This is a genomic window from Streptomyces sp. NPDC107765 (genome assembly GCF_055657085.1).
The window spans coordinates 87,883-107,342 of sequence record NZ_JBVKBL010000001.1 but is presented as its reverse complement, the minus strand read 5'-3'; the positions used below and the strand labels follow the sequence as shown (position 1 = coordinate 107,342).

19 protein-coding genes and 1 pseudogene are annotated in these 19,460 nt (G+C 69.9%); 8 read left to right on the top strand and 12 right to left on the bottom strand.

Annotated features, from left to right (window positions below; translation table 11 throughout):
- Positions 1-108: 108 nt before the first annotated feature.
- The 6 genes from ACZ7MX_RS00540 to ACZ7MX_RS00515 all read right to left on the bottom strand — a co-directional run bounded on the left by ACZ7MX_RS00540 (position 109) and on the right by ACZ7MX_RS00515 (position 7,154).
- Entirely contained in the window at positions 109-1,728 is a 1,620-nt protein-coding gene (locus ACZ7MX_RS00540) for a vWA domain-containing protein (protein ID WP_472127910.1), read from the bottom strand.
- Positions 1,729-1,766: 38 nt separating this feature from the next.
- Positions 1,767-2,951 (bottom strand): hypothetical protein, encoded by a 1,185-nt coding sequence (locus ACZ7MX_RS00535; protein WP_472127908.1) that lies wholly within the window; start codon positions 2,949-2,951, stop codon positions 1,767-1,769.
- Positions 2,948-3,373 (bottom strand): hypothetical protein, encoded by a 426-nt coding sequence (locus ACZ7MX_RS00530; protein ID WP_472127907.1) that lies wholly within the window; start codon positions 3,371-3,373, stop codon positions 2,948-2,950. The genes ACZ7MX_RS00535 and ACZ7MX_RS00530 overlap by 4 nt, the downstream gene beginning before the upstream one ends.
- A gap of 242 nt (positions 3,374-3,615) precedes the next feature.
- Entirely contained in the window at positions 3,616-4,182 is a 567-nt protein-coding gene (locus ACZ7MX_RS00525) for a hypothetical protein (protein ID WP_472127905.1), read from the bottom strand.
- 376 nt (positions 4,183-4,558) lie between these two features.
- On the bottom strand, positions 4,559-5,974 hold the full coding sequence (locus tag ACZ7MX_RS00520; protein ID WP_472127903.1) for a DEAD/DEAH box helicase: 1,416 nt from the start codon (positions 5,972-5,974) through the stop codon (positions 4,559-4,561).
- 418 nt (positions 5,975-6,392) lie between these two features.
- The gene (locus ACZ7MX_RS00515; RefSeq protein ID WP_472127902.1) at positions 6,393-7,154 is read right to left on the bottom strand and encodes a DeoR/GlpR family DNA-binding transcription regulator; all 762 of its coding nucleotides are present in this window, start codon (positions 7,152-7,154) and stop codon (positions 6,393-6,395) included.
- 89 nt (positions 7,155-7,243) lie between these two features.
- Here ACZ7MX_RS00515 and ACZ7MX_RS00510 point away from each other — a divergent pair, with 89 nt between their 5' ends.
- Positions 7,244-8,446 carry an MFS transporter gene (locus tag ACZ7MX_RS00510; protein WP_472127900.1) on the top strand — a complete coding sequence of 401 codons (1,203 nt, stop codon included), beginning with the start codon at positions 7,244-7,246 and terminating at the stop codon, positions 8,444-8,446.
- Positions 8,447-8,538: 92 nt separating this feature from the next.
- Here ACZ7MX_RS00510 and ACZ7MX_RS00505 read toward each other — a convergent pair whose 3' ends face one another.
- Entirely contained in the window at positions 8,539-9,105 is a 567-nt protein-coding gene (locus tag ACZ7MX_RS00505; protein ID WP_472127898.1) for a rhodanese-like domain-containing protein, read from the bottom strand.
- Positions 9,106-9,182: 77 nt separating this feature from the next.
- Here ACZ7MX_RS00505 and ACZ7MX_RS00500 point away from each other — a divergent pair, with 77 nt between their 5' ends.
- On the top strand, positions 9,183-9,464 hold the full coding sequence (locus tag ACZ7MX_RS00500) for a metal-sensitive transcriptional regulator (RefSeq protein WP_010358257.1): 282 nt from the start codon (positions 9,183-9,185) through the stop codon (positions 9,462-9,464).
- Between the two features lie 39 nt (positions 9,465-9,503).
- Here ACZ7MX_RS00500 and ACZ7MX_RS00495 read toward each other — a convergent pair whose 3' ends face one another.
- Genes ACZ7MX_RS00495 through ACZ7MX_RS00485 form a run of 3 tightly spaced genes read right to left on the bottom strand, consistent with a single transcriptional unit; the run spans position 9,504 to position 12,030 of the window.
- The gene (locus ACZ7MX_RS00495) at positions 9,504-10,256 is read right to left on the bottom strand and encodes a sulfite exporter TauE/SafE family protein (RefSeq protein WP_472127896.1); all 753 of its coding nucleotides are present in this window, start codon (positions 10,254-10,256) and stop codon (positions 9,504-9,506) included.
- Positions 10,253-10,615, bottom strand: a complete 363-nt coding sequence (locus ACZ7MX_RS00490; protein ID WP_472127894.1) for a rhodanese-like domain-containing protein — start codon at positions 10,613-10,615, stop codon at positions 10,253-10,255. Before ACZ7MX_RS00490 ends, ACZ7MX_RS00495 begins: the two co-directional genes overlap by 4 nt.
- Before the next feature lie 38 nt (positions 10,616-10,653).
- The gene (locus tag ACZ7MX_RS00485; RefSeq protein WP_472127893.1) at positions 10,654-12,030 is read right to left on the bottom strand and encodes an MBL fold metallo-hydrolase; all 1,377 of its coding nucleotides are present in this window, start codon (positions 12,028-12,030) and stop codon (positions 10,654-10,656) included.
- A 140-nt stretch (positions 12,031-12,170) separates the two neighbouring features.
- Here ACZ7MX_RS00485 and ACZ7MX_RS00480 point away from each other — a divergent pair.
- Positions 12,171-12,431 (top strand): annotated as a pseudogene (locus tag ACZ7MX_RS00480) (hypothetical protein); the annotation flags it as partial.
- Positions 12,432-12,560: 129 nt separating this feature from the next.
- On the opposite strand, the gene ACZ7MX_RS00475 reads toward ACZ7MX_RS00480, so the two are convergent.
- Positions 12,561-12,851, bottom strand: a complete 291-nt coding sequence (locus tag ACZ7MX_RS00475) for a hypothetical protein (RefSeq protein ID WP_472129311.1) — start codon at positions 12,849-12,851, stop codon at positions 12,561-12,563.
- A gap of 328 nt (positions 12,852-13,179) precedes the next feature.
- On the opposite strand from ACZ7MX_RS00475, the gene ACZ7MX_RS00470 reads away from it, so the two are divergent.
- Positions 13,180-13,305: a hypothetical protein gene (locus ACZ7MX_RS00470; RefSeq protein ID WP_472127891.1), complete on the top strand. Its 126-nt coding sequence runs from the start codon at positions 13,180-13,182 to the stop codon at positions 13,303-13,305.
- Positions 13,302-13,676 carry a universal stress protein gene (locus tag ACZ7MX_RS00465; RefSeq protein WP_472127889.1) on the top strand — a complete coding sequence of 125 codons (375 nt, stop codon included), beginning with the start codon at positions 13,302-13,304 and terminating at the stop codon, positions 13,674-13,676. Before ACZ7MX_RS00470 ends, ACZ7MX_RS00465 begins: the two co-directional genes overlap by 4 nt.
- A gap of 29 nt (positions 13,677-13,705) precedes the next feature.
- Here the strand turns inward: ACZ7MX_RS00465 and ACZ7MX_RS00460 are convergent, their stop codons facing one another.
- Entirely contained in the window at positions 13,706-14,755 is a 1,050-nt protein-coding gene (locus ACZ7MX_RS00460; RefSeq protein WP_472127887.1) for a lactonase family protein, read from the bottom strand.
- A gap of 289 nt (positions 14,756-15,044) precedes the next feature.
- On the opposite strand from ACZ7MX_RS00460, the gene ACZ7MX_RS00455 reads away from it, so the two are divergent.
- The 3 genes from ACZ7MX_RS00455 to ACZ7MX_RS00445 all read left to right on the top strand — a co-directional run bounded on the left by ACZ7MX_RS00455 (position 15,045) and on the right by ACZ7MX_RS00445 (position 19,438).
- Complete coding sequence (locus ACZ7MX_RS00455; protein ID WP_472127885.1) at positions 15,045-16,094, top strand: NAD(P)-dependent alcohol dehydrogenase; 1,050 nt, start codon at positions 15,045-15,047, stop codon at positions 16,092-16,094.
- Positions 16,095-16,160: 66 nt separating this feature from the next.
- On the top strand, positions 16,161-18,008 hold the full coding sequence (locus ACZ7MX_RS00450) for a glycoside hydrolase family 15 protein (RefSeq protein WP_472127883.1): 1,848 nt from the start codon (positions 16,161-16,163) through the stop codon (positions 18,006-18,008).
- Positions 18,005-19,438: a glucose-6-phosphate dehydrogenase gene (locus ACZ7MX_RS00445; protein ID WP_472127882.1), complete on the top strand. Its 1,434-nt coding sequence runs from the start codon at positions 18,005-18,007 to the stop codon at positions 19,436-19,438. The genes ACZ7MX_RS00450 and ACZ7MX_RS00445 overlap by 4 nt, the downstream gene beginning before the upstream one ends.
- The last annotated feature ends 22 nt before the right edge of the window (positions 19,439-19,460 follow it).

Below are 19,460 nucleotides of genomic sequence, written 5' to 3'. Positions count from 1 at the left end.
GGTATCTTCCGCCCGATGGTCCGGATGAGCACGCGCGCCCGAATCGACGATGCAGTGGCGGAGCGAAATGCGCTCTGCCGGGGCAAAACCGATCCCCCGAAGGCCGGCTCACCTCCGCCTGATCGTTCCGGGAGGAGTTACTGACGGCGAGGCGTCGGTCGGTGGGGGAGTGGGCGGATGACTTGGGGTGGCCGGCTGCACTTCGAGGGGGACCACGAGGTCGGTTCCGGAGGCGATCTGGTAGATGCGGATGGTGTACCTGCCTGCGGCGGCGTCCTCCGGGATGGAGGCGGTGAACTTGATGGAACCGTCGTCTGCTGCGGTAGTGGCGTCGGCGAACAGCGTGGAGCGGTATTGCACGGTCCGGTGCGGTGCGAAGCCGGTGCCGGTCACCGTGACCGTCCGGCCGGGTGTGGCCGGGTCGGGGCTGGCGTGCGCGCTCACAGGGCCGCTCTGCTTCTCTTTCTCGTACCGAAGCTCGGCATGGGCCTGGCGGCCGGACGTGGCGCCCACAGCGGTGACGCGATAGGTGCCACCGGGTTCCGCGAGCCCCCACCCGTCTCCCACGCGGCCGACCGCGACTCCTGAGCTGTTTGCCCGCTCGTGGGCGTAGCTGCCGCTGTGCCCCCAGGGGCCCAGGTAGATATCGACGGTTTCCCCCGGCTGGAAGCCGGAAGCCGTGGCTGTGGTGGGCTGGCCGGCTTTGAGGGTGGAAGGGTTGAGGGTCAGCTGGGGTGTGGTGTGAGGCGTGGTGGCGTCGGCCGGGAGGACCCGCAACCGCGCCGACGCCTTCCGCCCGGAACGTGTCCCCTGTGCCCGGAGGGTGTAGGAGCCCGGCTTGTCCGGCTGGTGGAACCGGGTCGCGATTTCCCCGGACCGTCCCGCGGTGAACGTCCCGATGCTGCCACTCGACGGGCCGGTCCAGGTGAGAGCGACCGGCTCGCCCGGCTCCATCCCGCCTGCCTTCGCTGTGCAGGAGCCGCCCGCCTTCAATGCCGAGGTGGACAAACTGAGCCACGCGGCGGGACTGGGCGGCGACGTCGCCGTCGGGGAGGGGACGTCGACGTGCTGGACCTCGGAGGACTCGGGCAGGCTGAGCTTGTTGAGGGTTGCGGTGAGCTCCGCCGGTGTGGAGACGAACTGGACCTTGGGGGCTTTCGTGGCCTCGGCCAGCTGGGCGAGCGGCTGCTGTTCCTTCCGTGGGACCTTGTAGCCGACAAACCGGAAGTCCAGCTGCACTTCGCTGTCCCTGGCCCGCCGGCCGACTGCCTGCTTGAGCGCGGATTGATCCGCCGTGCAGGCGTCGATGCCGTGCGAGGTCACCACGATGATCCGGTTCCGCTTCCTCCCGCGGAACGGGTAGTAGCCGGAGAAGTCGTCGATCCCGGCGAGGAGCCCGCTCTCCAGGGTGGGCTTCCCGGACGCCGACAGCGCGTGCACGGACGTGTTGATCGTCTGCGCATGCCCCGTGCCCGGACCCACGACCGACGCGGTGTTCCCCTGGTCGCCGCAGCTGCCACCGAAGCGGCGCAAGGACAGGGAGTCTTCGTCGGCGGAGTTCTGCGCGGCCGAGCCGACGGCGTCCGCGGTATCGGGAAAGTCCGTGTCGTTCTTGGCCAGTGAGGTGTCGACGAGGAAGGCGGTCCGGTAGTCCGGGACGGCCCTGAGGACCAGGAAGGCGGCGACTCCGGTCAGCAGCGTGACAACGGCACCCCCGATCAGCAGCACACGAGGCCATCGCCTGTGCCCCGGCGGGGAGCTGCCCCTCATGAGGGCTCGGCCAGCTTTCCGCGAAGGGTGGCGAGGAGCTTGTTCATGCCGTTCACCTCGTCGTTGTAGTGTGCGGCGGCACGCTGGAACACTTTCCTCCGCGGATCCAGCGGCGTGCCGGCCCGCGCGGTGCTGAGCAGCTGGGAGGCTGCGTCAACGACCTGCTTCTGTTTCTCCCGCAGCCGGACCGCCCTGTCGTGCACGTTTCGGGCATCCGCGCTCTTGGTCCGCCCGGTCAGGTCGTCGAACTCCGGGCCGGTGCCGTTGACCGCTTGCCGAGCCCGCCGCAGAGTGCTGTCGGCGGCGTCCAGACGGCCGTCCTCGGTCGCCCGGACGGCCGTGTTGACCTGGGTGACTGTGGCGTTGAGCGTGCTGACGATGCGTTGGGCTCCCTTGAGGACCGGTTCCACGTTGGAGAACCAGTCAAGGGTCCTGGCGAGGTCGGGCGCGTTCTTCACGTACACCGGCGGCGGGGCTTTGGCGGCCGTGGCCATCCGGTCGAGCGTGCGGTGCTGCCCCTCCGGTACCTGGTAACCGATCACCCGGAATTGCAGGGACAGTCCGGCCGCACCGACCCGCTCGCGAACCTCCTTCTCGACGAAGGAGACGTCGTCCTCGCACGCGTCGACACCGTGCCGCGTCACCACGATGATCCGGTTGGCCTGGCGAGCCTTGCGATCGAACGGCTGGGAGAAGTCCTCGACGGCCTGGACGATTCCGCGCAACAGCGTCGGCTTGCCGTCCGCCCGGACCCGGCCCGCTGCCTGGGTGATCCTCTGCTGGTTGCCGACGTCGAAGCCGACCACCTGCGACGTGTTGTCGGAGGCACCGCACTCGCCGCCGAAGGTGCGCAGGGCGAGCGCGTCATGATCGCCCGAGTTCCCGGCCGCCTTACGCAGCGACGTGGAGATCGCCGCGATGCCCTTGGGGTCGGGGCCGTCCGCCGTGTCGATCAGGAACTGGGTGCGGTAATTCGGCGCGAGCTTCGGTGAAAACCAGTCGAAGTAGAGCCAGCCTGCCCCCACACCCAGGACGGAGACGAGCAGCACGACCAACGGAATGCGCACGAGGGGAGGCATCTCGACTCTGGTGTCCCCGGTGGTGATGTCGCCGGAGTTGTTGCCGCCGATGAAGACGGACCGCTTGCCGGACCGCCGCCGCTTGCGGAACAGCGGCCTCATCGTGGCGTTTCGTTCCGGGCGTCGCCCGTTGACAGCGGACCGTCGTTGTCGCCGCCGATCGCGATGGCCCGCTCTCCGGAGGCGGTGGGAGCGGCCCCGGGCATTCCCTGCGGCGGTGGGGTCGAGTCGCCGGGCGGCCTGGGGCCGGACGGAACATGCACGTCGCCGGTGGTGACGGCACCGGTGTTGTTGCCGTGGATGGCCACCGCGCGGGCCCCGGACGCCTGCACGGTGGGCTGCCCGCCCGGGCCCGGGGTGACGCCTGCGCTGCTGGCGTAGCCGTAGCCCCACATGGCCGCCAGCGCGGCCAGCGCCGCTCCTGCCCCGCACGCCACCGTCCACCGCACAGCCGGGTCCTGCGTCACCGGCAGCAGCAGTGCTCCGGAGATCCCCGTGCCCGCCGTGAAAGCAACTGCGGTCACGGTGACCGCCACCAGCCATCTACCGAACCGATCCACCGTCCACCCCCCGATTCCGACCGGCTCATGCCCCTGTCCACGATGGCACCGGCAGGCCCCATGTGTACGGCTTTTGACTCTTCATCAGGAAATTGCCGAACCGTCGGACCGCCGGACGGTGGCTACGCGGCGGTGCCGGAGGAGAAACGGCGGCACCGTCGGGCAGGAAGGGGCGTCGTCGTGACGGCTGAAAGGCCAGCTGTCGACTACTCGTTGATGACCTCAAGCAGGTCGTCCGCCTCTTCCTGGCCGATGTTCTGCTGCTGGAGCAGTTGAGCGACCACGGCCCTCGCGATGGGCTTGCTGTGCGCGCACGTGTCCATGATCGCCGCATCCACCAGCCCCTCGATGCGCAGGGCCACCGCGGTGTCGGCCACCATCTGCCATGCCGCCTGGGACGCGTGCTCCTGCCTCTCCTCGGCCGTGATCTGGGCGCTGGTGGTCGGGTACACGGGCGCGGTATGCCGGGCGACCGCAGCCGCGTGCTTCAGCGCCGCGGGCACCACGTGCAGGATGAGCTCGTGCAGGAGGCCGTCGTACAGGCCGGTGCCGTTGCGGTTGATCTCCAAGGTGATCGTGATCTGGGTGTCCGGCTGAACCCAGTCGACGCGGGTGTTCTGAAGCCGGGTCGCCTCTGTTGTGACGTCGACCAGCACCATGAGCCGAATGTTCCGGTCTGCCAGGACGGTTTGGATGGTGGTGTTGTGGACCGCGACGGCCCGGATGAATTGCTCGGCGCGGCCCTGCAGATGGGCCGGCGCGTGGTCCCTCATGATCAGCACAGCTTCCCCCGTTGGCTGAGCGGGCCACGGTTGGCCCGCGGTATCTACGAAGTTAGGGGGGCAACGAACCGGTTGGGGAGCACTTGGGGTAATTCTGAGCAAGCGCAGAGATGTGGCTGAGGCAGGGGGGCGTACGCCGCCAGGGGGACACCACAAGCAGGACGATGCCCACAAGGTCGATGTGCGTGCTCATCTCGTGCCCCACCGCCCCTCTCGGCTGCGGCCTCGGCGGGCATTACTCGCGGCGGGGGTTCACCACGAGGGCGTTCGTCTCGTAGGTGTGCTCGCTGGAGAGCCTCGGGCAGGGCACGGAGGCTTTCCAGCATGCGATCAGGAGTATGCGGTGTATCAGGGCAGGCAGCGGCCCTCAGTTCCCGCGGCGCACCCGGGCCGCCTTGCGGGCCTCGGCGAGCTTGCGGGCCTCGCTGGCCTTGCGGGACTTGCCGCCGGTGCCACGGGAGGCGTCCTTGCTGGTACCGAGGCCGCGGAAGGGGGTGTTGGTGTTCTTGGGCCGGGGTGCGGCGGGCCCGCCGTCGAGCGGGGTGCCGGAGGGAGCCTTGGCCCCGGTGATCCGGCTCAGCTCCGCCTCCCCCGAGCGCACCTTGGTGATCGTCGGCTCGATGCCGGCCCCGGCCATCAGCTGGCTCATCTCGCGTCGCTGGCCCGGCAGCACCAGGGTGACGACGCTGCCGGACTCACCGGCCCGGGCAGTGCGGCCCGCGCGGTGCACATAGTCCTTGGGGTCGGTGGGCGGGTCGACGTTGACCACAAGATCGAGGTCGTCGACGTGCAGGCCACGGGCCGCGACATTGGTCGCCACCAGAACGGTGATGTGGCCGTTCTTGAACTGTGCAAGGGTCCGTGTGCGCTGCGGCTGGGACTTGCCGCTGTGCAGGGCCGCGGCGTGCACGCCGCTGGCCCGCAGATGCCGGGTGAGCTGGTCGACCGCGTGCTTGGTGTCCAGGAACAGCAGTACGCGGCCGTCGCGGGCGGCGATCTCCGTGGTGACGGCGTACCGGTCCGGGCCGTGGACGACCAGCACATGGTGGTCCATCGTGGTGACCGAGTCCGCGGACGGGTCAACCTCGTGGACGGTCGGGTCGTGGAGGTAGCGGCGGACCAGGTGGTCGACGTCCTGGTCCAGGGTGGCCGAGAACAGCATCCGTTGGCCGTCGGGGTGCACCTGGTCGAGGGCCTCGGTGACTTGCGGCAGGAAGCCCATGTCGCACATCTGATCGGCCTCGTCGAGGACGGTGATCCGTACCCGTCCCAGGTGGCAGGCCCTGCGCTCGATCAGGTCGTGCAGGCGGCCAGGGGTGGCGACGACGACCTCGGCCCCGTCGCGCAGCGCAGTGGCCTGCCGGCCGATCGACATGCCGCCGACGACCGTGGCCATCCGCAGCCGGAGCGCGTCGGCATACGGCGCGAGCGCGTCGGTCACCTGTTGGGCCAGCTCCCGGGTAGGCACCAGGATCAGAGCGAGGGGCTGCTTCGGCTCCGCGCGCCGTCCGGCCGTCCGTGCGAGCAGCGGCAGGCCGAAGGCGAGCGTCTTGCCCGACCCCGTGCGCCCGCGCCCCAGGACGTCGCGTCCCGCGAGGGCGTCGGGGAGCGTGGCTGCCTGGATCGGGAAGGGCTTGCGCACGCCGAGCTCGGTGAGCGTTCGCAGGACCTCGGCGGGCAGTTCCAGGTCGGCGAAGGAGGCGACCGGGGACACCGTCGGGGTGAGGGTCACTGGCCGGGCGATGTCGCCGTGCGAGGTACCGAGGCGGTCCGGGTGGTTCATGAAGAGCCTTCCGCAGGGGGAACGTACCGAGGAAGGCCCGGCAGGAATGAGCAGCCAACGAACAAGGGAACCGGACGGACGAAATCGTCGGCCGTCACGGCCGTCCAAACGTTTGAGGTTAACACAACGTGACAGTTCGGCCCGGCGCTGTGGCGCTGATCGCATCGCCTGTGGAGCTGACGCGATACTGACTGACCGAGGGCCACTTCCGACGCGTCTAGACATATATGTGGGCACGCCGGTCAGCGTGCGGTCGACGGCTTCATGGTCAAGTGGGCTTGGCGATCAGGGCAGTTGGGGCAGCAGCCGACCAAAGGCGTCGACGAGTTCCTGGCTCGCTTCCTGAATGATCTCCGCGCGGACGTCCATGCCGGGAGCTGATCCGGCGCTCAGGACTCCATAGAGCGGAAGTGCCTCGTCAGACGGCCTTGACGACGGTGCCGGCGCGTTCGAGCGCGGTGACCTTGTCGGTGGGTGCTGTGGTGTCGGTGACGAGGGTGTGCAGGACTGTGGAGGGGGCGACGTACGCGTAGGCGGTGTGGCCGAGCTTGCTGGCGTCGGCTGCGACGATGATGCGGCGCGCGGCAGCGATGCCGGCCTTCTTCACGGCCGCGTCATCGAGGTCGTAGGCGGTCAGGCCCTCGGCTGCGCTCAGACCACAGCAGCCCATGACGGCAGTGTCGAAGCGGAGTGCCGCCAGGGAGGCGAGGGTGAGGGGGCCGGTGAGAGCTCCCTCGGCGGCCCGGGGTTGCCCGCCGGGCACCATCAGTGTGGCCGGGCTCGGCCCCTCGCCGAGTGCATGGATGGCCTGCAAGGACAGGGGCATCACGGTGACCGGCCGTCGGCGCAGCAGGTGGGCGATCTCCAGGCAGGTGGTGCCGCTGTCGAGGAGGACGGTCTCGCCGTCCGCGATGAGCGAGGACACCTCGGTCGCGATACGGCGCTTGGCGTCGACGGCCTTGTGAGCACGCAGCGCGAAGGGCGGCTCCTCGCCCCGGAGCAGCAGGGTGCGGGCCCCGCCACGGACTCGCTCAAGGACGCCTTGTGCGGCCAGCGCGTCGAGGTCGCGCCGGATCGTCATCTCGGAGGCGCCGGTCAGTTGGACGAGTTCCTGGACCGTGATCCTGCCCGCCTCTCTGACGGCCTGCGCGATCATCCCGTGTCGGTCTGCGTTGCTCATACCGCGATTGAACACGTCGCGAAACGAACAATCAATGTGTGCGAAGCGACAGTGTTCAACCACTCAAGATGTTCGTTACGGTGCCGGTCATGAATCATTCGCTTCGACCTGCCCGAGTAGCGACCTTTGTCTACTTCATCCTTTGCGGCACCACGATGGGCACCTGGGTGGTGCACATCCCCACCATCGAGGAGCGCGTCGGCATCAGCCACGCCATGCTCGGGGGACTCCTGGTGCTGCTGGGCGTGGGCGCCTTCATCGGCATGCAGGCGGCCGGGCGTCTGACCGACCGGCTCGGAGCGCGCATCGTCGTCCCCGCCACCGGCGTGCTGTGCAGCGCGGCCCTGGCGCTGCCCGGCCTTGCCCGCGATCCGTGGACACTGGCAAGTTCCCTCCTGGTCTTCGGATTCTGCAACGGTTGCCTGGACGTGAGCATGAACGCCCACGCCGTACACGTAGAGAAGGCGTACGGCCGTCCCGTCATGTCGGCCTTCCATGCCACGTTCTCGGTCGGCGGTGTCCTCGCCTCGATCGTCGGAGCGGCCACGGCGAGCGCCGGCCTGAGCCCGGCCGCAGGCATGGCCGCCATGGGAGCCCTGGGCATCGTGGTCGCCCTGGTGTCGGCAGGCTCCCTGCTGCCGGCCGCACCCATCGCTGCCGACACGGACTTGGTGGGGGAGGCCGAGCAAGCGCCCGCCGCCGAGCGCCGCGGAACCAGTCGGCGCATCTGGCTCCTCGCCGCCCTGGCTCTGATGGTCATGCTGTGCGAGGGAGCCGCCAACGACTGGAGCGCGCTGCACCTGAAGGACATCCTGGGTGCGCCCGCCAGCACTGCCGCCTTCGCGTACGGCACCTTCGCGGCGACCATGACCATCGGCCGGCTCCTCGCCGACCGCCTCGTCGCCCGGTGCGGGTCCATGGCCATCCTGCGCTACGGCGCGGCCACGGCCACCGTCGGGATCACGATCGTGGCCCTCTCCCCGTGGATGTGGGCCGCGTTCGCCGGCTGGGCGCTGTTCGGCCTCGGGTTGTCCGGCTGTGTCCCGCAGTTGTTCAGCGCGGCCGGGCACGCCGACCCCTCCGCCGCAGGGGCCAACGTCTCCCGCGTCGCCGGGCTCGGCTACGTCGGCATGCTCGCCGGCCCCGCCGTCATCGGCTGGCTGACCCACCTCGTCGCCCTTAATCACGCCTTCGTACTGCTGACCCTGCTGTGTGCGATCACCGCAGGGGCCGCCGGGCTCCTGCGCACGGGATCCGGCCGCACGCGTGAGATGGCAGCAAGCAGCCACTGAACGCCCCTCGGGATCCGGAGGAACCCACCACCATGTCCACCGACCGGACTCTCGTGCTGTTCGACCCAACGCCCCTTTTGCGGCCCAGGGGGTCAGCCGGTCAGGGCGGCGAGGGTGTCGTCCAAGTCGGTGGCCCTGGGCTGGTTGTGAGGGAGTTTGGCCAGGATCTTGGCCATGCCGCAGGTGTTGGTGAGGGCGGAGAAGACCAGGCCGCCGGCGACGCCAGCGGAGAGCCAGCGGGCTGCACTCCAGCGTTGTCCGGCGATCAGGCCGGCCAGGACGAGGGACCCGGCAGCGAGGCGGACCTGGCGGTCCATTGCCCAGGGGGTGCGGGTGCCGGCGGGCCGGTGGGTGTCGTGACCGAGCTGCGTCCAGGCGGTGGTGCCGCCGGTGAGGGTGGCGGCGGTGATGCCGTGGTCGGCCAGACGTCGGCCGGCTTGGGCGGAACGGGCGCCGGAGGCACACACGATGAGGAGGTCGCCGCGGTCGGCGGCGGTCCTCAGGGCGGGGAGAGCGGTACCGAGGTGGTCAAGGGGGATGTTGTGGGCGCCGGGCAGGTGGCCGGAGGCGTATTCGCCGGGGGTGCGCACGTCGATGACGGTCAGCTCGTGCAGGCGGGCGTTGGCCTGGTCGGCGGTGAGGGTGGTGGGGGATGCCACGGGGGATTTTCCTTAGCTTGGTTGGGGTTACCCCTTCGGTAGGATACCCGCGGGGGTATCTCGAAGGAGTGTGGGTTGTGGAACTGGCGATGGCGGCTGAGGAACTGAAGACGGTGGTCAACCGGCTGCGCCGGGCGCAGGGTCAGATCGCCGGTGTGATCAAGATGATCGAGGAGGGGCGGGACTGCGAGGACGTGGTCACTCAGCTCGCGGCGGCGTCCCGTGCTTTGGACAAGGCGGGTTTCGCGATCATCGCCACCGGTCTGCAGCACTGCCTGACCGATGCGGACATGGCCGCTTCCGGTGACCGGGAGCAGATGCGTACCCGGTTGGAGAAGCTGTTCCTTTCTCTGGCCTGAGCCGTGGTGCCGCGGCACCCGATTCCCCGCCTGGTTTTGTCAGGTGAGGGCGTCGATGAGCATGAAGGCTGCCATGACCAGCAGTACGACGGCGAAGGTGCGTTGCAGCAGGGTGCCGGTGACTTTGGCGGCCAGGCGTTTGCCGTCCCAGGCGCCGAGGATCGCCGTCCCGGTGAAGGGGCCGATGACTGCCCAGTTGACGCCGAGGGTGGTGGCGCCGCGGGTGGCCAGGGCGGCCAGCGAGTTCGCTGAGATGACCAGCAGGCTGGTGCCGACGGCGGCCTGCATCTCGAATGCCAGCACGGTGACCAGGGCCGGGACGGCGAGGAATCCTCCACCGACGCCGAGCAGTCCGGTCAGCGCGCCCAGTCCCGCGCCGGTGCCGGCGGCCTTGGCGGGCCTTGCCTCGCCGGCCGCCGGGCCGGTGGCGGTGCGGCTGGGACGCAGCATCTTGACGGCGGCGAGTGCGGCGATGGCCGCGAACGCGGCGGTCAGTAGCGGCTGGGGCAGGCGTGATGCCGCGGCTCCGGCTGCGGCGGCGGGCAGGAGTCCGGCTGCCGCGAACAGGGCGCCGGCTTTCCAGCGGACGTTGCCGGTGCGGGCGTGGGCGTACAGGGCGGTGAGCGAGGTGGCGGTGACGATGACCAGGCTGGCGGTGGTGGCGGCGGCCGGGGTGAAGCCGAGCAGGTAGATCAGCGCCGGGACGGCCAGAACGCTGCCGCCTCCGCCGAGCGCGCCGAGCGCGAGCCCGACCACCGTCCCTGCGATCAGGGCCAGGATCAGCGCACTCACGCTATGACACCGCGGCTGCCGCCCCGACCGATGACCGGCAGGCCCTCACGCGCCCAGGCGGTCATGCCGCCGGTGACGTCCGTGGCCCGAACGCCGCGGCCGGCCAGCAGCCTGGTGGCCTGCTGGGAACGGTGACCGGAGCGGCAGATTGCCACCACCGGCTTGCCCTGCGCGGCTGCCGGGAGCGACGCCCCGGCCACCAGACGGGAAAGGGGCAGGTGCAGGGCGCCGGGCGCGTGCCCGGCGTTCCACTCCGGTGTTTCGCGGACGTCCACCAGAACGGCGGCGCCCTCGCTGGTCTGCTGATGGGCCTGCCGGGGCGTGAGGCGGCCGGGGCCGCGGCGAAAAGGCGAGAACATCGTTTGATCACTTTCGTGCAGGTAGCGCGGAAGGGCTGTCAGTCGGTGCCGTCGGGGCGGGCGAGGGGCAGTCCCGCCTCGGTGGCGGCATCGAAGCTGTCGTCGACGGCGACCACGTCGCGGCCGGCGGCATCCAGCAGGGAGGCGGCGATCGCCGCGCGCATCCCGCCGGCGCAGTGCACCCACACCGTCCCGGGCGGCACCTTGCCGATGCGGCCGTGCAGTTCGTGGATCGGGATGTGGACCGAGCCGTGGAGGTAGCCGCCGGCACGCTCCGAGTTCCGGCGCACGTCCAGGACGACCACGTCGTCGCGGCGCTTACGGGCATCGGCGAGGTCGGCGAAGCGGGCGCGGGGGAAGGAGGCGAGCTGCTCGCCCTCACGGATCCAGCCGGCCGGGCCGCCGGTGGCGGCGGCGGCCGGGCGGTCGATGCCCACCCGCGCCAGCTCCCGCTGCGCGTCGGTGATCTGCTCCGGATGGTCGGCGAGCAGGGTGACGGGCTTGCCCCACGGGATCAGCCAGGCCAAGTAGGTGGCGAGCTTGCCCTCGCCCTCGAAGTTGAACGAGCCGGCCACATGCCCCTCGGCGAAGGCCATGCGGCTGCGCAGGTCCACCACCCACTCACCCGCGGCCAGCCGGGAGGCGATCTCCTCGGCGTCCGCACGCCTCGGCGGGGTGAGGTCGACCGGTGCGGGGCCCTCGGCGTTGGCCGGGCCCATGTGCGCGTAGTAGGCGGGCACGTCGTCCAGTCCGGCGAGCACCTGGGCGACGAAGGTGTCCACGTCCAGGGTCAGCGCGTCGTTGGTCCTGCGCTCCTTGCCGATCGTGGTCGCGTCCCCCTCGGCCTGGGACGAGGAGCAGAAGCTGCCGAACCCGTGGGTGGGCAGCACCGGCACCTCGTCGTCCAGCTCGTCGGCCAGCCGGTGGGCCGATGCGTGCTGGGCGCGGGCCAGCTGCTCGGTCAGCCGCGGCTCGACCAGATCGGGACGGCCCACGGTGCCGATGAGCAGCGACCCGCCGGTGAACGCAGCCACACCGCGCCCTTGCTCGGTCAGGGCGTAGGAGGTGTGGTGCGGGGTGTGGCCGGGAGTGGCGATCGCGCGGAGCACCAGGCCCTCGTCGACCGTCACGGTGTCGCCGTCGGCAACCGGGGTGCGGGCGAACGACACGTGCGCCTCGGCCGGCACCAGGTACTGGGCGCCGGTGACGCGGGCCAGCTCCAGGCCGCCGGTGACGTAGTCGTTGTGGACATGAGTCTCGGCCACGAAAGCGATGCGCACTCCGCGGCGAGCCGCTGCGGCAATGACCTGGTCGATGTCCCGCGGCGGGTCTATGGCCACCGCGGCGTCGGGTCCGCCGGCCAGGTAACTGCGGTTGCCCAGGCCCTCGAACTCCAGGGTGTCGACGAAGAACACGGCTCACGACTCCTTTCGAACACTGTACCCCGGGGGGTATCTGACACTCACCCTAACAGCTATACCCTGGGGGGTATTCCAGAGATGAAAAGGTGCCCCGCTCAAGGCATCGCCTGACCCCTGCGGGTACCCGCCGGGGTATAGAGAAATCAGTCGTTCCGCGCCGTCCAGGAGGGTCCGCGTCCTACGACCGCACCGTCCGCCTCGACGCCGACTTCGCCACCGCCGTCACCGCCGTACGCGAAGCCCTGGCTGATCAGGGCTGCAACGTCGTCCGCCGTGACGGCGACACCACGCTCGTCCAGGCCCTCGACCCGGGCACCATGGTCACCTTCACCGGCCTGCCCGCCCTGGAGCCGGTCGCCACTGAGGCCATGACCCGGCTGGACGCCGCCTTGGCTCAACGGACAGACACCGCAGTTCTGCCTCATGCGTTTCTCGGACGCCTGATCCGGCGATGTGAGGCGACATGGACGTCGATGAACACGTGCAGTGCCTCTATCGGCGTGGTGTGGCCACTGGTGTCCGAGCTACTGTCTGGTTTCTTCGTCAGGGGTGTCTTCAGTCAGGGCGGCCATGCGAGCCTTGTACTCGGCCGGTGGGATCTGCCCGAGGACGGCCAAGCGTTCCAGTTCGGTGGCTTTGGCATCATGCGCGATCTTGCGGCTCTGTTCGGCTTGCTCTCTGCTGTACTTAACGGCCTTGGCGCGCCGCCTGGAGCGGCTTCGCTGTAACTCCTCGGCGATCATTCGCCCGGTTTCTTCGAAGTAGCTGTCGTGCCGGCCTGACCACATCTGACCCCCTGTTTCCGGTCTGGTCACCCGTTAGATCTTGAAGTTCCAAGTCCTATAGTCGATGGTGCACTTGAGGGCCGTCGTGGCGGCACCGCCGCAGCCCTTGGGGGTCGATCTTGGCGACCTTGGCAGTGAAACTTCCGCTACCGCCCTGGGGGCTGAGGTGTTCGGCTGCCGCTGCGTAGCCGGCGGTACCGCTATCCATGCTGCCGACAGCGACACCAGTTGCCTTGGCGCTCCGGGCACCCGCGGAACTGGCTGCCGGAATTGCCACTATCGATGTGGCGACGGCGGTGGTGACAGCCATTTTGACGGCCTCCACACCGCGGTGGGCGATCCGCGGCACAAGGAGCGGATGCCGCCGAACGTGCCGATCGTGCCTCGCTGCTGGGGGAGTTGGCCCGGCACACCGGCTGATCTGGACTACTTCACCCACGCCCGTGGCAAGCAGGCCCGCTCCCCGCAGCCCAGCGCGATGTGATCGCCTGCCTGATCGGGCTCTCCACGAACCTCGGGCTGCACGTGATGGCAGCGTCCTGCGGCAACTCCTACGAAGTGCTCGCCTGGACCGTGGAGTGGTACATCCGCGAGGAGTGGCTGGAGAGCACGGAGCGGCTGCTGGCCCAGGCAGTTGCCGGTCGGGGTAAGAGGTGTCCGGGCATCACCGTCAGACAGGACGTGCTGAGTGGTGAAATCCGCGAGGTCGTGCTCGAAGCGAGTGGGAACGCCCAGTTGATGGTGGTCGGAGCCGGGAGGCGCGGTGGCTTTTCCAGGATGCTGCTGGGCTCGGTGAGCCAGGCGCTGCTGCACCACGCGCACTGCCCGGTCGCCGGCTTCCGCGGACCGGCGTGAGCAGTGCCGTGTAGGCGGCCGACGAGTGCTCAGGCGAAGACCACACTGGAGGCCACCGGGATGGACAGCGAACCCGCGCGGTGCGGGATGCCGGTCGCGGGGTCCACGTCCAGCCATGTGACGTCGCCTGAGCGCTCGTTGGCGGCGTACAGGCGGGTGCCGGATGGGTGCAGGGCCAGATCGCGCGGCCATCGCCCTCCGCACGGCACCGACGCGACCGGCTCCGCGTGCTCGCCGGCCGCGTCGAGGGCCAGGACGGTGATGGTGTCGGTGCCTCGTACCGCCGCCCATAGGTGGCGGCCGTCGGGTGAGACGACTGGCGCCGAGGGGGAGACGGCCTTGTCGGTGCCGTTCGGGAACAGCGGCGTCGTCCTCACCGGTTCGAGCACGCCGCCGACAGCGTCCCAGCGGCACACGATGACGCTCGGCTTGAGCTCTCCGAGAACGTACGCGTGGCTTCCGGACGGGTGGAAGGCGAGGTGGCGCGGACCGGTGCCGGGCCGCAATGACGTCTCTGCGTTCAGCGTCAGCGTGCCCGCCTGCGGGTCCAAGGAGAAGATGCTCACCTTGTCGGTGCCGAGGTCGACACTGAGCACCCACCGTCCCGAGGGATCGGGCAGCACCTGGTGTGCATGCGGGCCCGACTGGCGGGCACGATCCGGTCCGCTGCCCTCGAAGTGCCGCACGTCGCTCGCGGTCCCCGGGCTGCCGTCGGGGCGGAGGGGCAACACGGTGACGCTGCCGGAGCCGTAGTTGGCGGTCAGCAGGTGTCCGCGAACCACGCTGAGATGGGTGGGTGCCTCCCCTTGCACGGCCATCGGGACGCCGATCTGGCGGGGCTCCGGACCGGTGATGTCGTAGGCGACGACCGCCCCCTGTGCCGTCTCGGAGACGGCGTAGAGGACCGCGCCGGCCTCGGCGTGATCGACAGTCAGGTAGGACGGGTCCGGTACGGCATCGATGACGCCGATCTCGGTCAGCGCTCCCGTTGCCGGTTCCACGGCGGCCACCACGATGCCGCGGCCGCCCGATGACGTGAACGAGCCGATGAAGGCTCGGTCCGTGCGCTTGTCACCCACAGCGTCCTCCACCCTTGCGCGCGTAGCCCGACGCTAACAGGGTCGTCTTCGCCGCGGGGTCGGGCGATGCGGGCGTGCGTGCGGGTTCAGCTAGATGGCCTCGGTGACCTCTGACCCGCGTGACACCCCTGTCCCGGCACCGGCCGGGGGCCATCGTCCGGTCGGGTCGCGAGCGGGCTCGGACCTTGCGACAGTGGCAGGAGTGAACGGCTGATGCCGAATGCCGGAGCCGATTCGGCTGGCTCACCGTTGTCGCGGACAACGGCGAGCCGGAAGGAAGGACAGGCCGATGAAGGCGTTCGTGATGAGGGAAATCGGGCGGGTGGGCTTCATGGAGAAGCCGCTTCCCGAGCCGGGGCCGGGCGACGCCGTTGTCAAGACGACCAGTGCCCTGATCTGCACCTCGGATTCCCACACCGTTCAAGGCGGTATCGGCCCCAGGGAGGACCTGACGCTGGGGCATGAAGCGGTGGGCACTGTCCACGCCGTGGGCAGCGAGGTGAAAGACTTCCGGCCCGGCGACCGGGTACTGGTCGGCGCCATCACCCCCGACTGGGGTGACCTGGCCTCCCAGAACGGATTCCCGTCCCAGTCGGGCGAACCGCTCGGAGGATTCAAGTTCGCCAACCGCAAGGACGGGGTCTTCGCCGACTATTTCCACGTCAACGACGCCGACGCCAATCTGGCCAAGATCCCCGATGACATCAGCGACGACGTGGCGGTCTACTGCGCCGACATGCTGTCCACCGGCTTCATGGGAGCAGAGAAGGGGAACATCCCGATCGGCGGGACCGTGGCCGTCCTCGCCCAGGGACCGGTGGGCCTGATGGCCACGGCGGGGGCCAGGCTCCGCGGTGCCGGCCGGGTCGTCGGGGTCGAATCGGTCGCCAGTCGCCAGAAACTGGCGCGAGAGTACGGCGCCGATGAGATCGTGGACTTCACCAGCGAGGACGTCATCGAGCGGATCCACGAGCTGACCGGGGGCGAAGGGGTCGACACAGCCATCGAGGCCTTGGGCGCGGACATCACCTTCCAGACCGCCGTGAAGATCACCAAGCCGGGCGGCACCATCTCCAACATCGGCTACTTCGGCGAGGGCGAGTTCGTCCGCATCCCCCGCGTCGAATGGGGCGTCGGCATGTCGGACCAGACGATCGCGACCGGGCTCTGCCCCGGCGGCCGGCTTCGCATGGAACGGCTGCTGCGCGTGCTGGAGGCGAAGCGCCTCGACCCCACGCACATGACCACCCACACGTTCCGTTTCGACGACATGGAGCGGGCTTTCGAGGTCTCGGACCAGAAGCTCGAAGACGTCGTGAAGGTGCTGATCACCTTCTAGGTGCGGTCCTTCCGGTTCTGCTCAGCGCGCCGGCCGGTACGTTCGGTGCTGCGGAAGCGAGGAGCCATGCACGACCCCGACCCTCCGTTCCGCCCGGTCCGCAGGCGGGAGGGCTACTTGCCGCTGGAGGACCTTGGCCTGATCGGGGACGGTTCGACGGCTGCGCTGGTCGGCCTGGACGGCTCGATTCCGTGGATGTGCCTTCCCCGGTTCGACTCCGAGCCCCTGTTCTGCGCCCTGCTGGATCACGCCGGAGGCGGGCACTTCACCCTCACGCCGGAGGGCCTGGTGGAGGCTCGGCAGCGCTATGAGCCCGACACCGGCGTGCTGATGACCGAGTTGCGCAGTGCGACCGGTCTGGTACGGATCACCGACGCGCTGACCGTGCGGCCCGGCGCCGACCTCAGCGACGACGCGCCGGCCGGGCGGCGTGAAATCGTCCGGTCGGCCGTCGTCCTGTCCGGGCACGTCCGCCTGCGGGTGGACCTTGAGCCCCGCAGCGGCGGTACGACGCAGGCGCTGTTCAGCGGCCTGGAATTGAGGCCTTCGCGCCGGCCGGACCTGCGCCTGCACCTGCGCTCCAACCGTCCCCTGACCGGCCTGCACAGCATCCACGACCTGAAACAGGGCGAACGCCTCGACCTCGTGCTGTCCTGGGGCCGTTTCCACCGCCACCACCGGTTCCAGCCCGACGCGATGCTGACAGACACCGCCGACGCGTGGCGACGCTGGATGAAGCACTTCGACTACTCCGGTCCCCAGGAGGCACTGGTCCGGCGTGCCGCCATCACCTTGAAGCTGTGCGACGACTGGGCCAACGGCGCCGTCGTCGCGGCGCCCACCTCCTCCCTGCCCGCACCGGTCGGGGGAATCCGCAATTGGGACTACCGCTACGCCTGGATCCGGGACGCCGCCTACGCCGTGTTCGCCATGCGGCGCATCGGCTTCACCGGCGAGGCGGACGCCTTCCTCGGCTGGGTCCTCGACGCCGTCGAGCAGAGCCGCAGCCCCCGGATCATGTACGACCTCGACGGCGGCCGCGTACCTGACGAGATCGAGGACACCGAATTGGAGGGGTACCGCCGCTCCGCCCCGGTGCGGTGGGGTAACGGCGCGGCCGACCAGCGTCAGCACGACATCTACGGCGAGATCCTGGACTGCGCCGACCAGTGGCTGCGCACCGACCAGTGGCTGCGCGAAAGCCGCCAGATGCAGCCCGACCTGTGGGCGGGGCTGGCGGGGCTGGCCGACACCGCGGAGCAGGCGTGGCGCCAGCCGGACCAGGGGATCTGGGAGGTGCGGAGCGACGGCCGGGTGTTCACGTACTCGGCCGGAATGTGCCAGGTGGCCCTGGACCGGGCCGCGGCCATCGGCGAGCGGCTCGGCCTGCCCGGGCCGCTCACAGCCTGGCGTGCATCGGCCGACCGACTGCGCCGCCTGATCCTTGAGAATTCCTGGGACGAGGACACGCAGACGCTGAGCGCACACCTGGACGGCGGCGGCGTGCTGGACGCGAGTCTGCTCGCACTCCCACTGCGCCACGTGGTGCCGGCCGACCACCCGCGGATGGCGGCGACCACCACGGCCGTCGCCGAGCGTCTGTCGGCCGGTGACGGACTGCTCTACCGCTACCGGCACGAGGAGTCCCCCGACGGCCTGCCCGGCGATGAGGGCGCCTTCGTGCTGTGCAGCTTCTGGCTGGCCGACAACCTGACCGCCCAGGGCCGGATCGACGAGGCCGAGAAGGTATACGCCTCGCTGTGTGGCCGTACGAGCCCGCTCGGGCTGCTGCCCGAACAGATCGACCCCACCTCTGGAGAATTCATGGGCAACTTCCCCCAGGCGTTCAGCCATATCGGGCTCATCGCCAGCGGCGTGAACCTCGCCCGAGCGAAGGCAGGTGCTCGGAGATGATCAGTCGGCTCGCCGTCTTCGGCGCGACAGGCGACCTCACCGCTCGCTACCTGCTGCCCGCCCTGGCCGCTCTTCGGGCCGCGGGGCACATCGACGACGGCTTCCAGATGACCGGAGCGAGCAGGGAGGACTGGGACACCGACCACTTCCGCGGGTGGTGCACCGACCAGCTCGACCGCCACGGCGGCTCCTGTCCCGCCGATGCCCAAAAGGGCGTCGCGGCCTCGGCCCGCTACCGGCAGGCCGACGTCACCAACGCCGCGGACGTCGCCGCGGTCGTCGCCGGCGACGAACCGATCGCCGTGTACCTCGCCCTCCCCCCGGCGCTCTTCCCGCACATGGTCACCGCCCTGCACGAAGCGGGCCTGCCGCCGGGCAGCCGGATCGTGCTGGAGAAGCCGTTCGGCGAGGACCTGGCGAGCGCGCGCGAGCTGAACCGGCTGCTCGCCGGTCTCGTGCCCGAACAGGCGGTGTTCCGGGTCGACCACTTCCTCGCCATGACGACCGTCCAGAACGTGCTCGGAAGCCGACTCGCCAACCGGGTGCTGGAGCCCATCTGGAACAGCACCCACATCGCGGAAGTGGAGATCGTCTGGGACGAGACCCTGGCTCTGGAAGGCCGGGCCGGCTACTACGACGGCGTCGGCGCGCTGAAGGACATGGTGCAGAACCACCTGCTGCAGCTGCTGTGCCTGGTGGCCATGGAACCTCCGATCACCCTCGGCGAGCGTGACCTGCGCGACCGGAAGGTCGACGTGCTGCGGTCCGTCCGGCTCTTCACCGACTACGACGTCGTGCACCGCACGCGCCGCGCGCGCTACCTGTCCGGCCGGATCGGCGGCCACCCCCTTCCCGCATATGTCGACGAGGAGGGCGTGGAGCCCGGACGGCGCACGGAGACCTTCGCCGAGGTCGAACTGGAACTGGACAGCTGGCGCTGGTCCGGGACGACGTTCCGGTTGCGCAGCGGCAAGGCGCTCGGCCAGGACCGCAAGGAGGTCGCGGTGCGTTTCCGTTCCGTGCCCCACCTGCCCTTCGGCCATGAGGGAGAGGCCCTGCCCAACGTGCTGCGCTTCGGACTGGAGCCGGAAGGGATGACCCTCGACATGACGGGCATCGGCGCACACGCCCAGGCCCTCACCCAGCTCTCGCTGACCGCACGGATGGAACCACCCGACCTGCCCGCCTACGGCCGGCTCCTGCTGGACGTCATGAAGGGTGATCCGGCCCTGTCGATCCGTGGCGACGAGGCCGAGGAGGCATGGCGGGTCCTGACACCCGTCCTGAGCGCATGGGAGGACAACCTCGTCCCGCTGGAGGAGTATCCGGCCGGTTCCGACGGACCGCCTCCCCGGCCGCACGAGGGCGCTCAGCGGCGGCGCAGCGACATGCTGCATCCTGAAGCGCTGCCGGACGATGGGCCGCACTGAGCGTCGATCCCCGTGCGTCGTG

Bases quoted from the DNA above. Each gene is read 5' to 3' on its own strand.
- ACZ7MX_RS00525 (WP_472127905.1), bottom strand. From the start codon at position 4,182: ATGAGGGACCACGCGCCGGCCCATCTGCAGGGCCGCGCCGAGCAATTC.
- ACZ7MX_RS00455 (WP_472127885.1), top strand. From the start codon at position 15,045: ATGAAGGCGTTCGTGATGAGGGAAATCGGGCGGGTGGGCTTCATGGAG.
- ACZ7MX_RS00490 (WP_472127894.1), bottom strand. From the start codon at position 10,615: ATGTTCTCGCCTTTTCGCCGCGGCCCCGGCCGCCTCACGCCCCGGCAG.
- ACZ7MX_RS00515 (WP_472127902.1), bottom strand. From the start codon at position 7,154: ATGAGCAACGCAGACCGACACGGGATGATCGCGCAGGCCGTCAGAGAG.
- ACZ7MX_RS00450 (WP_472127883.1), top strand. From the start codon at position 16,161: ATGCACGACCCCGACCCTCCGTTCCGCCCGGTCCGCAGGCGGGAGGGC.
- ACZ7MX_RS00445 (WP_472127882.1), top strand. From the start codon at position 18,005: ATGATCAGTCGGCTCGCCGTCTTCGGCGCGACAGGCGACCTCACCGCT.
- ACZ7MX_RS00535 (WP_472127908.1), bottom strand. From the start codon at position 2,951: ATGAGGCCGCTGTTCCGCAAGCGGCGGCGGTCCGGCAAGCGGTCCGTC.
- ACZ7MX_RS00520 (WP_472127903.1), bottom strand. From the start codon at position 5,974: ATGAACCACCCGGACCGCCTCGGTACCTCGCACGGCGACATCGCCCGG.
- ACZ7MX_RS00510 (WP_472127900.1), top strand. From the start codon at position 7,244: ATGAATCATTCGCTTCGACCTGCCCGAGTAGCGACCTTTGTCTACTTC.
- ACZ7MX_RS00470 (WP_472127891.1), top strand. From the start codon at position 13,180: ATGCCGCCGAACGTGCCGATCGTGCCTCGCTGCTGGGGGAGTTGGCCC.